The 14,143-nt window shown below is 53.5% G+C and carries 14 protein-coding genes; all 14 read right to left on the bottom strand.

Going from position 1 to position 14,143, the window contains the following annotated elements:
- Window positions 1-178: 178 nt before the first annotated feature.
- The 14 genes from U9M73_RS04735 to flhA all read right to left on the bottom strand — a co-directional run bounded on the left by U9M73_RS04735 (window position 179) and on the right by flhA (window position 14,123).
- Window positions 179-796, bottom strand: coding sequence for a hypothetical protein (locus U9M73_RS04735; protein WP_323076456.1), 618 nt, complete (start codon window positions 794-796; stop codon window positions 179-181).
- Complete coding sequence (locus tag U9M73_RS04730; protein ID WP_009223035.1) at window positions 793-1,410, bottom strand: hypothetical protein; 618 nt, start codon at window positions 1,408-1,410, stop codon at window positions 793-795. Before U9M73_RS04730 ends, U9M73_RS04735 begins: the two co-directional genes overlap by 4 nt.
- 35 nt (window positions 1,411-1,445) lie before the next feature.
- Window positions 1,446-1,766, bottom strand: coding sequence for a hypothetical protein (locus U9M73_RS04725; protein ID WP_009223034.1), 321 nt, complete (start codon window positions 1,764-1,766; stop codon window positions 1,446-1,448).
- Between the two features lie 65 nt (window positions 1,767-1,831).
- Window positions 1,832-3,241, bottom strand: a complete 1,410-nt coding sequence (locus tag U9M73_RS04720; RefSeq protein WP_407673887.1) for a flagellar assembly protein A — start codon at window positions 3,239-3,241, stop codon at window positions 1,832-1,834.
- A 43-nt stretch (window positions 3,242-3,284) separates the two neighbouring features.
- Window positions 3,285-4,073, bottom strand: coding sequence for a FliA/WhiG family RNA polymerase sigma factor (locus tag U9M73_RS04715; protein ID WP_009223032.1), 789 nt, complete (start codon window positions 4,071-4,073; stop codon window positions 3,285-3,287).
- Window positions 4,074-4,088: 15 nt separating this feature from the next.
- A complete protein-coding gene (locus U9M73_RS04710; protein ID WP_036643745.1) occupies window positions 4,089-4,511 on the bottom strand; it encodes a hypothetical protein in 423 nt (140 codons plus the stop codon).
- A 2-nt stretch (window positions 4,512-4,513) separates the two neighbouring features.
- Window positions 4,514-5,011 (bottom strand): chemotaxis protein CheD, encoded by a 498-nt coding sequence (locus U9M73_RS04705; RefSeq protein WP_009223030.1) that lies wholly within the window; start codon window positions 5,009-5,011, stop codon window positions 4,514-4,516.
- Complete coding sequence (locus tag U9M73_RS04700) at window positions 5,001-5,630, bottom strand: chemotaxis protein CheC (protein ID WP_009223029.1); 630 nt, start codon at window positions 5,628-5,630, stop codon at window positions 5,001-5,003. Before U9M73_RS04700 ends, U9M73_RS04705 begins: the two co-directional genes overlap by 11 nt.
- Window positions 5,631-5,634: 4 nt before the next feature.
- Window positions 5,635-6,096 carry a chemotaxis protein CheW gene (locus U9M73_RS04695; protein ID WP_009223028.1) on the bottom strand — a complete coding sequence of 154 codons (462 nt, stop codon included), beginning with the start codon at window positions 6,094-6,096 and terminating at the stop codon, window positions 5,635-5,637.
- Between the two features lie 33 nt (window positions 6,097-6,129).
- The gene (locus U9M73_RS04690) at window positions 6,130-8,208 is read right to left on the bottom strand and encodes a chemotaxis protein CheA (protein ID WP_009223027.1); all 2,079 of its coding nucleotides are present in this window, start codon (window positions 8,206-8,208) and stop codon (window positions 6,130-6,132) included.
- 72 nt (window positions 8,209-8,280) lie between these two features.
- Window positions 8,281-9,756 carry a protein-glutamate methylesterase/protein-glutamine glutaminase gene (locus tag U9M73_RS04685; protein ID WP_407673885.1) on the bottom strand — a complete coding sequence of 492 codons (1,476 nt, stop codon included), beginning with the start codon at window positions 9,754-9,756 and terminating at the stop codon, window positions 8,281-8,283.
- 31 nt (window positions 9,757-9,787) lie between these two features.
- Window positions 9,788-10,675, bottom strand: coding sequence for a MinD/ParA family protein (locus U9M73_RS04680; protein ID WP_009223024.1), 888 nt, complete (start codon window positions 10,673-10,675; stop codon window positions 9,788-9,790).
- On the bottom strand, window positions 10,672-12,090 hold the full coding sequence (flhF, locus tag U9M73_RS04675) for a flagellar biosynthesis GTPase FlhF (RefSeq protein WP_323076453.1): 1,419 nt from the start codon (window positions 12,088-12,090) through the stop codon (window positions 10,672-10,674). Before flhF ends, U9M73_RS04680 begins: the two co-directional genes overlap by 4 nt.
- Window positions 12,087-14,123, bottom strand: a complete 2,037-nt coding sequence (gene flhA / locus U9M73_RS04670) for a flagellar biosynthesis protein FlhA (protein WP_009223022.1) — start codon at window positions 14,121-14,123, stop codon at window positions 12,087-12,089. Before flhA ends, flhF begins: the two co-directional genes overlap by 4 nt.
- Window positions 14,124-14,143: the final 20 nt, after the last annotated feature.

Raw genomic sequence — 14,143 nt, 5'->3', positions numbered from 1 at the left:
AGGTTTCATTTCCCGCTAAGACTCCCTCTAATCGTGAGCACCCTTAGCGAAATCATCCTGCGTGCGTTATAACACCGTCAATTAATATACCATAACTAAAATAGGGATGCAACCGAAGTTTGACGCAAAATGACAGCAACATAAAAAGGCACCCGAGGTGCCTTTTTATACATCTATTCTATTTGCTCCCGGAAGCCTTTATGGAGATTTTTGAAATGATCGAATCATAACTTTCGCCAACTTGAAAAGTATAGGTGCCTGCGCGAACCTTACGGTTGATTTTCTTATTGATCGCGGATTTCAGAAACGCATCCTGATCCTCAATCACCCCAGCTTGCTCCAGGCCTTGAGCTACGCCTTCCAGCGTTGTCCCAGCAACAATCTTGTATTCCACCGTCGCTGGCTGAGGCGGGTTCGGGGAAGCGGGTTCGTTCGTTCCTCCGACCTTGGCGTCCGAAGAAGTAGATCCTTCCCCTGCTTCTGGTGCGTCCGGAGCTTCGGGAGACGCAGGTGCATCTGGCTGCTTTGGATCGGCCGGCGTTACATCACCGTTCTCGTCCTCATTCCCAGCCGAATCGGATGCTAGTCCGGAACGCTCCATCCATTCCTCTTCCGTCAACAACTCCTGATCCGCCTCTACGACCTTTAAACCGGCCAGCACAGCAGCACGTTCGATCTGTTCCTTCGAATGGAGATCATTGTTGCTGCCTTGTCCAATCAGCATGAGCTGCAGAAGCAAAGCCCCGGCGATGAGTCCGCATCCCAAACCAAGCATAAACTGGCGGTTTTTCATCATCGGGACTCCTCCTTCTTGGCCAGCTGCAGGATCAGCTGAACCTCCCCCCGTTGGAAGCCCGTCGATTTGGCGATCATATCGATCGATTTCCCTTTGTCATACAACTCGAACAGTTCGGGGTATCGATCCCGAACCAGCTCTTGTTGCGGCGGCACCGGTCCATCCGGTAATGGTGTTTGTTCTGCAGACAAATGGTCGGACTCTGCGGCAGCCGCAGCCTCAAGCTGAGGCTGGATGACTTGCGGAGTCTCCTCAGGCTCTGAGGATGCATCACGAACCGCCTTCTCCTTCATGGCATTTTCCACAAGTTCAAGCCGTGCTTCCGTTTGCTTTGCGTAAGCTTCCGCATCCCCCAAACGTTGGCGCAGCTCGGCAATCTGCTCTTGCTGGGCTAACTGTTTGGATGTTAAATCCTGCTTCATCTTCGCAACCATATCGATTAATTCTTGGTTTTCATTTTCGATTTCCGCCATATACTGCTCCAAAGTGGCCTCCAGCTCCCTGGCCATTTCCGCTTTGGGTGCCGCTGCTTGGCGTCCCGGCAGCAGCAGGGCATAGACAAGTGCCGCTGCCCCAAGCAACACGATGTAAAACCAAGGCTCTCCAAATGACAATCTAATCCTCACCCTTTGCGTTCATGTGGTCTCCTCTATAAAGACAGGTCGATATGTTTGCCCTTATAAGGATGTTCCGCCTTATGCCCTTGTCCTTGTTCGTCCGGCTTGTCCTGGGAGTTGCCATGTTCCTGCTCCGACGTGAAAGAACCTTTCCCTTCGCGCTTTACCGTCGTATTATGAGCACTCTCATCTACGTTAGCGCTGCGCCGGCGCTCGATCTCGCTGTCCTTTAACCCTTGAAGCGATAACAGACCCTGGTCATGAAGAGGCCGTTGCTGCTGATCATGTTGAACACGCCCCGCCTCACTTGTCCGAGGGACTGCGATTTGCATTTCCACGGATTTCATATTCATGGGATCACCTCATGATTCAACGAAGGGAATGGATAATTCGAATATCGTTCCTTGGCATGCCAGTCCTAGATGAGAGGCGACATGGAAATATCCCCTTCGCTAAAATAGAAAGACATTCGCGAAATGGGCTCCTTAATGTACTTGGTATATCTTCCAATGACGATTTTGGAACCGCCGTAAATCATTTTAAGGACATCAACCCGGGCTTTCCCCGTATCCTCGAGCGCCTTCTCAATCGCCAGAATGCGTTCCTTCATTAGATTCAGTTCCTGCGTGTTCGATTTCTTGGTCATATTCAGCTTCGAACGCATCTCGACCTTGTCCGGCGGCAATTTGCCCATGGAGGCCAGCTGATCAAGCAGCGTCAGCGCCTTCTCCGTCTTGTCCAAATTCGCCAACTGGTCCTTCACCTGCTGCCGCAGCTCTAACAGCTCGTTCCGCAGTTCTGGCAAGGCGCCCACTTCGATCGAGGTCGTTGTCGACATCGGGTTGCCGATAATCCGCGCAACCACTTTCTCGCCGGCCTGGATGTTCCCCCCGACGATCAAGCCCTTGGCCCCGTTACAGATGACGTCGCGGCCGGCACGAATGTTGGAGTGCATAATGCTCTGCGACACGATGACGTCTTCTCCCGCTTGGACGTTACCGTCTTGGATAAACGAGCTTTTTACATGATGTCCCGCCTTTACCAGTCCTTTGTTATATCCGATGATGCCCCCGGAAATTTCGATGGACCCGTCCGCAATCAACTCGGCTCCTTCAACCCCGCCAACGACGCGAATGTCCCCGGCAGCGCTGATGCGAAAGCCTGTCAGCACATTCCCGCGGACAACGACCGTTCCTACGAAATTGATATTTCCAACACCGTAATCGACGTCCCCGTTAATCTCATAAACCGGGAACACATTAAGCTTCCCCTTCTCCGTCCGCGTCACCAGGCCGTCGATGGCTGCATACATCGCGGTCTGTTCCGCGTTTAACACGACGTTCTTGCCGACCTTGAACCGCGCTTCTCTACCTTCGCGGCAAGGAATCGCTTCGCCCGTTACCGCCGTTCCGTTGCGGCCCGGAACAGGAGGTACCAGCTCCGCGATTAGTTGCCCTTTGCGGATATTATTAAGCCGCGTGACATCCTTCAAATCAACTTTGCCGTCTTCCGTTTCAACCGGCCGATGTTGATGATCGTCGTCAATCGAAATGGCATAGCGGATAAACCCGTTTTCCCCATGAACCGGCTCTTGTCCCATCGCGATCGGCGTTCTACTGAAAAAGTACTCCTTGGGATTCGCTGCAAATCGCTTGACGATATCCTCCTGAATCCCATACTTGATGCCTTCGCTTTGCAGGAAGTGAAGCAGTGCATCCGGCGTACAGGAAAAATCATCTTCTTTCTTTAAAAATTGCAGATAGGCCACCGTCTTATCATCGTTCAGCGTCACGCTTAAGATCTGCTTTAAATCATCCAATAGCTCCACGAAGCCGTCCCCCCTCATCATTCACTCGTTATAAAATAACCCGTCAGTCTTCAGCCAGCAATAGATCGCGCTGCTTCTCTAAGCTGCCCCGAAGGCGCAAGATCGCCTTAGAGTGCAATTGCGAAATCCGCGAGGGCGACAAAGACATGACCTCGGCGATCTCGCTCAAGGATAAATCCTCATAATATAGTAGGGAGACCACTGTACGTTCCTTCTCGGTCAACTTCTCAATCCCTTTTGCAAGGGATTCACGAAGATAGAACTCCCTAACCTTATAATCCGGGTTTTTTGCCTTTTCGTCAACGAGTAAAGTAAGACGAGTCTCCGATTCTTCTTCGCGGATGGGATCCTCCAGCGAACAAAGGGTCATGACGGCAACTTCCTGAAGCATACTTTGAAATTCCTTCTCGCTAACATTGAGATAGGAACTCATCTCAGCGTCTGTGACGGAGCGGAGATATTGCTGCTCTAGATGCTGGTAACCCTCTTCGATTTTCTTGGCTTTCTCTCTCACGGATCGGGGAACCCAGTCCCCTTGCCGCAGGCCGTCCAAAATCGCCCCCCGAACCCGCCAAGATGCATAGGTTTCGAACTGAAGTCCCCGTTTGTAGTCAAACTTTTCGACCGCATCGATCAATCCCATAACACCGTTGCTGGCGAGATCGTCCTTGGATACGTTTTTGGGCAAACCGACAGCGAGACGTCCTGAAACGTAGTCGACAATGGGCAGATACTTCTCGATAAGTTGTTTCTTGGCCTCTAAATCACCGTGCTCTTTCCATCTTTCCCAAAGGTCGGCATGATTCAGAGTGGATGTCTTCCGCTCGTTCAATTGCCTTCACCCTCCTTATTGTTCTGTCAGGTGACGAACGACCTTAACCAGCTCTTCAGGATCTTTGCCGTCAGGTGTCTTCACTAATTTTGGCGGATTCAGCGGCGCAAATTGCTTCTCCGCATCCGAAGCGGCCGGAGCAGGCTTTAACAGATCATTGAGCTGCTCGCTCTCGTCTGGCGTCAGCAAATCGAGATTCGTGCCCTTGCCCTCCTCGGACGTAGGGTCAGCTTCCGGAACAGGAGCATAATCCCCCGGCATTTCTTTCAGGAACCCCAACATCCAGTTGGCCGCAAACGCCAACAGAAACCAAACGGCAAACGAAATAAGCCCTCGAACAAAGCTGGTCATGAATAAATTGTTTCCTGCCGAAACGGCAAACGTAATTAGAAAACCGATAAAGCCCGACATCAAGTAATATCTCAATTTTCCTGGCATGGCTACAATTCCTTTATCCCCATTTGTACACTTCGCACATATAAGATCCCCGTCATGCTGTCCAGTTCGATCGTTCGGCCGTAATTGCCGCCCGTATCCTCCGCGAGCAATGGGATGCCGAGTTCAGACAGCTGTTGCTTGCAAGACTCCACATTACGTGGACCAATCCGCATCGTGTCGTTGCTGCCGGCAAAGGTAAACATTTGTGAACCGCCGGCCATCTTAGCAACTAGGCGGCTTGGCGCTGCTCCAAGGTCCAGCAGCTTCCGGTAGAGGGCCGGAATGGCTGTATCAGCATACTTGGCGATATTCAGCGCCCCTTCCCGGGCAATGTCCGAGGAAGGCAACATCACATGCGCAAGACCGGCAATTTTAAGCTGCAGGTCGTATAAGGTCAATCCTACACAGGAGCCTAGGCCCGTTGTCCGTATCAATCCCTGCTGAGTAATGACATTCAACTCGGCCATGCCTACCTTGACGACATACTGCTCATCGATCATGATCAATCGGTACTCCAAGCGCTGCAAAGATTTTGGCGAATGAATCCGGATCCGGAATGAGGAAGAACTGACCTTCCACCTCATCTTGGCCTTCAATAAATTTCGTATCGATCAGTAGGGCGGAATCCCCCATTTCGCCAAACTGCAGGAGTCCGTAACTCAAGATCGCACCCGCCATGTCCAGAGCTAAAGCAGGTACGGTAGGCGACATTTGCAGGGAGGTGAAATCGGCCAACGATGACAAATACGAACCGGCCAAAATATTTCCGATTTCCGATAACGCCGACCACCCCATCTCAGAGAAGGTTCCACCATCATCCACCGTGATACCGGCCAAACGAGTCAGCAGCTTCTTCGCGGCTTCCGGGCTTAGGATGAAAAACAGATTGCCCGGCGCATCCCCTTCCACACGGAAGAATACGGCCAGCACCAAGTTTTCCGCGCCGCCGACACGATCCGCAATCGCTTCAAACGGGAGCATCTGGACCATAGGAACGGCCATATCGATCGGCTTGTCCAGCAGCTTGGACAACGCCGTAGCGGCATTTCCCGCGCCGATATTGCCGACCTCCTTCAAAATGTCTATTTTGAAGTCTTCGAACCCTCTGAACAAATCCACGGCGTTAGCCCTCTAAGCTTTCTAATTGAATGATTTCCTTACGGCTAAGCACTTCCGACAAATTCAGCATGACCAGCAGCCGTTCCTCGGAAATTCGGGCTACCCCGTGAAGATATTTAGCTTTGATGCCGCCAACGACATCCGGCGGCGAGTCGATCAAATCGGTATTCAGGTCGATGACATCATTGGCAGAGTCAACGATGAAGCCTACCTGCATTTCGTTAGCCGAGACAATAATGATCCGGGTCTGATCCGTGTATTCGGTCTCCGGCAGTCCAAAGCGGCCGCGCAAATCGATCACCGGAATGACGACGCCGCGCAGATTAATCACGCCTTTCACAAATGAATAGGTTTTGGGAACGCGCGTGATGGGCATCATGCGTTCGATCGTTTGGACCTTGTCCACGTCGATGCCGTATTCTTCATGCCCTAACTTAAATACGATAACTTTTAATTCCTCTCCCATGTGGAAACCCTCCCTTAGAGTGTATAACTGACCTTATTTAATGAAGGCGTTCGGATCGATGATGAGCGCAACCTGACCATCGCCCAGAATCGTTGCACCGGCAACCCCTTGAATCGATGGCAGATATTTGCCCAGGTTTTTAATCACGATTTCGCTTTGGCCAATGAAATCCTCGATCGCTAACGCAGCTAACCGATCACCTTTGCGGATCACGACGATTTCCGTTTCCTCTTCATCATTCTCGGAGAAGCCCGGAATGTCAAATAACTTCGCGAGCGACATGAAAGGAATATGGGTATCGCGGTAAGCGACCATCGTATAACCGTGCACTTCCCGAATCTGGTCGCGCCGGATTAAGCCGGTTTCGACGATGGAGGACAGCGGAATCGCATATTTTTCTTCCCCGACCTTAATGAGCATGGCCGAAATAATCGACAAGGTCAGCGGAAGCTGTACGGAAAACTTCGTACCGACGCCCAGCTTCGATTCTACCGATACTGCGCCGCTTAAGGATTCGATTTTGGATTTGACGACGTCAAGTCCAACCCCGCGTCCGGAAATATCGGAGATGACCTCGGCTGTACTAAAGCCCGGAGCAAACAAGAGCATGTACACCTGCTCGTCCGTCATCGAGGCGGCTTCGCTCTCTTTGATGATGCCGTTTTTGAGCGCTCTTTGCAGTACTTTATTGCGGTCAATGCCGTGTCCGTCATCCTCGATTTCGATAAACACATGATTACCGCTATGGAAAGCCCGCAGCTGAATTGTCCCGGCTTCCGGTTTACCTGCGGCAATCCGTTCGGCCGTGGATTCTACCCCATGGTCAACGGCATTCCGAAGCAGATGCACCAAGGGATCCCCGATTTCGTCGATGACTGTGCGATCGAGTTCCGTTTCCGCACCCACGATGTTCAGATCGATTTTCTTGTCGAGCGATTTCGCTAGATCGCGAACCATCCGCGGGAAGCGGTTGAACACGGTATCGACTGGAACCATCCGCAGCTTCAGCACAATGTTCTGCAAATCGCTGCCGACGCGGCTCATATGCTCAACCGTTTCAGTTAAGTCGCTTCGTTTGACTTCTGTAGCCAGCTGCTCCAAGCGAGCACGGTCAATCAACAATTCGCTGAGCAGATTCATCAGCACGTCCAGGCGCTCGATATCCACCCGAATCGTACGGGCGGGAGCGGAGGCTCCTCCAGCTGGGCGAGCGTTCGTTTTCGCTTCAGGCGCTGCAGCCGGTTTAGCTGGAGCTGGTTGGCTTGGGGCCTGAGCAGGAGCTGGTGCTACGGCTTCGGCCGTCGCAGCCGCCTCCTTCGCTCCGGCATTCAGCTGTGCTAAAGTTTCATGATCCAGCGCCGCAACCTGGGCCGAATCAATTTCCGACAGATTCATGATCATACTTTGAATCTCGGCGGAATCTTTTTGGGTTATGTAATAAAGGGAAAAGCTTCGGTCAAATTTCTCTTGCTCGATATCCTGTACAGATGGCGAAGATTTCACGATTTCCCCGAATCTTTCCAGGAGATCAAAGACGAGGTAGGCGCGTGCCGCTTTCAGTTGGCAATCCTCCCGGATCGCCACTTCGATGTACAACACCTTATGTCCTTCCGTGATGGACTGCTCCAAGACGGAATATTGATATTGATCCAGTTGGATAGCCGATGTGCTGTTCGCCGCGGCCCCAGCTGCTGCCGGCTTGCTTGCCGCCGAGCTTCCGCCTTCCGTAAAATCCCCGCGTACGATGGACTGCAGTGCATCAACGATATCGCTGACGTCCGCTTTCCCTTCGCCGCCTTGGGTAATGTCCTGCACCATCATTTGCAGCGCATCCAGGCTCTTAAACAGGGTGTCGAAGATAAATTCCTGCATTTTCAGCTTTTCGTTCCGGACGAGGTCCAGGACGTTCTCCATCTGGTGCGTGAGCGAAGACAAATCCTCGAACCCCATCGTTGCCGCCATCCCTTTCAGCGTATGGGCCGATCGGAAGATGACTTGAACGATGCTGATATCGTCGGGGTTGTTTTCCAGCTCCAGCATTTTTTCGTTTAATGATTGCAAATGATCGTTCGACTCATCGATAAACATGGATAAATACTGATTCATGTCCATGGTGAGGCACCTCCTCCAAGAGATTCCGTTAATAACTCAATTTCGTGGTGAGCTAAAAAAGGGTTAGGATCTTCACAAGCTGGCTTTTTTAGCTACTTCTTGTACAAGCTTGGGGCCAATCTCGTATAGCGGTAATACATGGCTGACGCATTTCAGTTCGATTGCCGAGCGCGGCATACCGAATACGACGCACGTCTCTTCGCTCTCGGCAATGGTGGAAGTCACGCCAGCGTCATAAAGCCGCTTCATGACTCTCGCCCCGTCGCTGCCCATCCCCGTTAGCAGTACGATATGACGTTTCAGCGCTTGCAGCGGGAGCAGCGATTCATACAAGACGTCCACCGAAGGTCGATGTCCGTTGCAAGGCTGGTCGGTCGTCAAATGTACGCGATAACCGCCTGCCGGACTAGGCACGACGTTCATATGGAAACCTCCCGGAGCAATGTATGCCGTCCCACTTTGCAGCTCCTGGCCTTGCTCCGCCTCAACGACGTTGAGCTCGCATAAGCTGTTCAGCCGCTGAGCGAGCGACTTGGTAAAGTTCGGCGGCATATGCTGCACGATGACAATCGGTGCCGGAAAGTCCCCCGGGATTTTCTCCAAGACGGCTTTGAGCGCCTTGGGGCCCCCGGTTGAAGTACCGATCGCAACAAGATCGGTGAACTCCTCTGGAGGGCGTCCGCAGCGGGGACGCCCTCTGCCGGCATCGCCGCCCGCCTTCTCCCGGGCGGCGGCCACTTCCGCCGCCGCCGGCTCAAGCCGCGGCGGCGATGTGGGCCTTGCCGGCGGGGCGGTCTTCGCCGCGCCGCCAAGGCCAGGCGCGGGCCGTGCGCGCTCCGCCGGCGCCTTCGCCGGGCGCCGGCCCAGGGCGTCCCGGCCGCCGCTCGGCGCGGCCGGGCTCGCTGCGGGCTGCCTCGTCGTCAGACGAGGCGAGCCCGCGAGCGGCGGGCGCGCAGCGGCTGTGCCGCCGGCAGGCGCCGGCCCGGCGGGCGGCGCCGGGGACGCGGCCGCTGCGCGGCCCGGGCTGGGCGCCGCCGGCTTCGGCACCGGCGGCTTTGGCGCGGCAACGCCTGCCTGGGGCGGCTTGCCGGCCGCGGGCAGCACCGGCGCGCTGAGCTGCGCCGCTGTCCAGGCATCGCGCCGCTCCTTCGCCTGCATCGCGGCGCGCATCTGCTCGCGCAGCTCGCGGCCCACCTGCTCGATGTCATGCTCGCTGGTGGTAGCCGATGGCTTGCGGATGAAATCGAAGGCGCCAAGCTCCAGCGCCATGATCGTCTCCCGCATGCCTTGTTCATTGATGCCCGACAGCATAATTACCGGCAACGGATGTTCCTTCATGATGACCTTGAGCGCGTCCAGACCGTTCATTTCCGGCATTTCCACGTCCATCGTCACCAAATCCGGTTGAACTCGCGCGATTTGCTCAATCGCTTCGCGTCCGTTCTTGGCCGTTGCCGAGACCTGAAAAGCCTTGTCCTGTTCGATCAGGTCCGAGATGATCTTACGCATAAACGCCGAATCGTCTACCACCATCACTCGATAAGACATCAACGTTCCACTCCTGTTCCTTTACGAAGAATCATTTTGCCAGTTTTAACCATTTCTGCATAAATCCCTTGATTCCCGATAAAGTATCCTTCGGCTTGGTTTGCGGAACATTCAGATAAGCCAAAGCCAATCGCTGAATATCGCGCGTTGCCGAGCAACCGGGGAAAGCGATGGAGAAAGGAACCTGCTTCTTGACCGCCTGCATCACATGCGGATCGTCGTTGAGATAGCCGAGCACAGGGATTTCCATATCGAGGAAACGGCTGGCGACCAACGAAATTTTATCGGCGACCTGCTTCGCCTCAAGCTCCCCGGAGACCCGGTTAACGACTAACCGGAATGGCAACTCTTGATCCATTCCATGAACAACCTTGATCAAGGCATAAGCATCTGTGATCGAGGTTGGCTCCGGCGTCGTGACGACCAGGCACTCATCGGCAGCGGTGATGAACTTGAGCGTTTCCTTCGATAAACCGGCACCTGTATCAAAAAGGATAAAATCCATCTCCTCGGAAATCATCTCGATCTGCGAGGTGAAGTAATTCAGATCCCCTTCGGACAGGGTGAACAGTTCGGTGAGCCCGGAGCCGCCCGCAATAAAAGGTAACGCGTGCGTGCCCAGCTCCACGATCTCCGTAATGTTCTTTTCTCCCTTCAGCAAGTGATACAAGTTATATCTCGGCCTGATGCCCATTAACACGTCGATATTTGCCATACCGATATCCGCATCAAAGATCAGTACTTTACGTCCAAGCGACTTTAGCGCTAAGGCAAAATTCAGCGTAAAGTTGGATTTGCCTACGCCGCCCTTGCCGCTGCTGATCGTCAAGATCTTGGCAGAACCCTTGCGGGCCGTAGACCCAGCTGCCTCTCGATGCGAAGATACCAATTGTCTGAGTGCTTGGGCCTGGTCATTCATGGCTTCCGCTCTCCCAGCAGCATATCAACCATTAACTCGGCGTCCGCCTGCAGCAGGTCATCTGGTACATTTTGACCGTTGGTCAGGAAAGACACCTTGAACGGGTACTCGTTTAACAGATTAAAGATCGCGCCGGTCGTTTCCGTTTCATCCAGCTTCGTAAAAATTAACTTATCCAAGTTATATTTGCTAAAGTGCTCGGTGATCCGTTTCATGTCCTGCGCTTTGGAAGTCAAGCTAAGGACCAAATACGTCTCGCTGACATCCGAAGGGGCAAGCAGGCTGTGCAGCTCCGCCACAAACAGCTCATTCAGATAGTTCCTTCCGGCCGTGTCCATCAGGATCAAGTCACAGTGCTCTAAGCGTTGCATGGCCCGTTGTACATCGCCGGGAGACTGAACCACCTCCAGCGGTACATTTAAGATGGTTGCGTAGGTCCGCAGCTGTTCAATTGCCGAAATCCGATAGGTGTCCGCCGTGATGAACCCTACCTTCTTGTGCAAGCGGAAAATTTGGTCCGCCGCTAGCTTGGCAATGGTCGTCGTCTTCCCGACCCCCGTCGGCCCGGCGATATATACGATCCTTGTCTGATCGCCAATCCCCGCATCGATCCGGTGATCCAGGAAGCTGTTGACGATGGTCCGAAGCCTAGCTTGCATGTCGTCATCGCTTAAAGTCTTGCCGGAGCTTAACCAAGCCTCGTAAACCTCTTCTACCCAACGATCTGCAAGCTCCGGGCCCACCTCTTGGCTCATCAACTGCTGTTGGATAGAATGCAAACCCGGCGGCATTTCGCGGCCATTGGTTTGCTTCTTCGCCAGCTCGCTGAGCCACATCTTCATTTGCCGAATTTCTTCGAGCAAGCGCTCTTCTTTGGCGGAGTTTACGCTCCTAGCCCCGGTCGGGGCCAGGAACTGTTCGGGGTCGGCCGCACGTGCGATCGCCGCCTCCAATCGAGCTGAAGCCGCGCTGGATGCGGGTTCAATGGAGGTTTGGCGCAGCTGCGGCTCCGTGACCGGCGGCTGAGGCGCTGGCGGCGTGACCGGGGGGATAATCGGCTCCTCCCGTTCCTGAACGCCAATGGCCGTGAGAACGGGGGACGCAGACCCAGCCTGCGGCGAGGCAGCAGGCTGGGCTAACTGCGACGTTTTGCGGTATGCCTCCGGCACGGCTTGGCGTGCAACAGGAGCCGGAACCGACGGCTGTGCCGGCAGAAGCGGTTTGGCTTTAGGTGCCGGTGCCGCCTTCTCCTCCGTCGCAGCAATCACTTCAATCTTCTTTTTCTGGAACATGCCGAGGAAACCGCCGAGCTTTACTTCCTTCGTACTCAAGATAACCGCATCCGAACCCAGCTCATTGCGAATTTTCAACATGGCGTCAGGCATCGTGTCGACGATATATCGTTTTACTCTCATAAATTCACCACCCCGACACTTTGAATTTCAACATTGGGTTCCAACTCGCTGTAAGATAACACCGGAATATCCTGCATGCTGCGCTCAATGATTTGCCGCAAATACATCCGGATCGTTGGCGAGGTGAGCAGGATCGGTTGATGGCCCGTTTGGACCAAGCGGTTGATTTGCTCCGTCAGCTTCTGGAAGACCGTCTGCGTTGAAGCTGGATCCAGTGCCAGATAGCTGCCTTGTTCGGTCTGCTGCACACTCTCGGCGATTTTCTTCTCCAGGTTAGGTCCCACAGTGATTACGCGCATCGTTTCACCTGGTTGGGTATATTGCTGCGTAATTTGTCGGGATAACGCTTGTCTGACGTATTCGGTGAGCACATCCGGATCCTTGGTATAGGTTCCGTAATCCGCCAGCGTCTCGAAAATGGTCACCATATCTCGAATCGAGATTTTCTCTTTAAGCAATTTGGCCAGCACCTTCTGGACGTCACCAATCGACAACACCGACGGAATTAATTCGTCGACAAGAACCGCGTAATTCTCCTTGAGGTTGTCGACCAGGGCTTTCGTCTCTTGACGGCCCAGCAGCTCATGCGCATGCTTCTTAATCAGCTCCGTCAAATGCGTTGCCACGACAGATGGCGGATCAACTACGGTATAGCCCGCCAGTTCCGCCCGATCCTTGGTCGCTTCATCGATCCAAAGGGCCGGTAAACCAAACGCAGGTTCGCGGGTCTCGATACCTGTAATCGTGTCGTCATCCATCCCTGGACTCATGGCTAAATAGTGATTAAGTAATAATTCACCACCGCCTACGACATTTCCTTTTATTTTGATGACATATTCATTCGGTTTTAGTTGAATATTGTCGCGAATGCGAATGACGGGAACAACCAGTCCAAGTTCAAGCGCACATTGACGCCGGATCATGATGATCCGGTCCAGCAAATCCCCGCCTTGCCCCGTATCGGCAAGAGGAATCAGCCCGTAACCGAATTCGAATTCGATCGGATCCACCTGAAGCAGGTTGATGACGCTCTCGGGGCTGCGAACTTCTTCGATTTGCTGCTCCTCCTCCTGTTGCTCCTGCTCGATTTGCCGCCGGTCCATATTTTTCTGCATCTTAATCGCGGCAAAGACCATTAATCCGGCGAACGGATAAGTTGTCCAAATACCGATCGGCGTAAAGGTGCCAAGTAGGGCGATCGTCCCAGCTACTACGAATAACAGCTTCGGATAGGTGAACAGCTGCCCCGTAATATCGTCTGCCAGGTTGCCTTCCGAGGAGGCGCGGGTTACGATCAGGCCGGCTGCGGTAGAAATCAGCAATGCCGGAATCTGACTGACCAAGCCGTCCCCGATCGTCAGCAGCGAATAAGTCGAAAGGGCATCGTTAAAGCTCATGCCATGGATCGTCATCCCGATAATAAAGCCCCCGATCAGGTTGATCAGGAGGATAATGATACTCGCGATGGCATCCCCTTTTACAAATTTACTCGCACCATCCATGGCGCCGTAGAAATCGGCTTCCCGTTCAATCTTATTACGGCGCTCACGGGCTTGCTGCTCATTAATGAGGCCGGCATTGAGGTCGGCATCGATACTCATCTGTTTCCCTGGCATCGCGTCGAGGGTAAACCGTGCAGCAACCTCAGCTACACGTTCCGAGCCTTTGGTAATGACGATAAACTGAACGACCACGAGAATCAGGAAGACGACAAAACCGACAACGGGCTCTCCATGTGAAACCCATGATCCGAATGTAGCCACCACGTGGCCGGCTTTGGCCTGTCCCAGAATCAGCTTGGTCGTCGATACATTTAACGCCAAACGAAATAAGGTCGTCACGAGCAGCATGGCTGGAAAGATGGAGAACTGCAAGGCCTCCTTGGTGTTCATCGCAACGAGCAAAATGATCAGTGCGAGGGAAATATTGATGATCAACAAAATATCCAGCAGCCAAGTCGGGATCGGAACGATCATCAGCAAGACGATGCCAATTATGCCAACAAGAATAAATAAATCTTTAAATTTCTTCACGTAAGTTCCCCTCCGATCCC

Source organism: Paenibacillus phoenicis, assembly GCF_034718895.1.
GTDB lineage: Bacteria > Bacillota > Bacilli > Paenibacillales > Paenibacillaceae > Fontibacillus > Fontibacillus phoenicis.
Note: the sequence above shows the minus strand (reverse complement) of the source record. Positions and strands in the feature narration are given on the sequence as shown.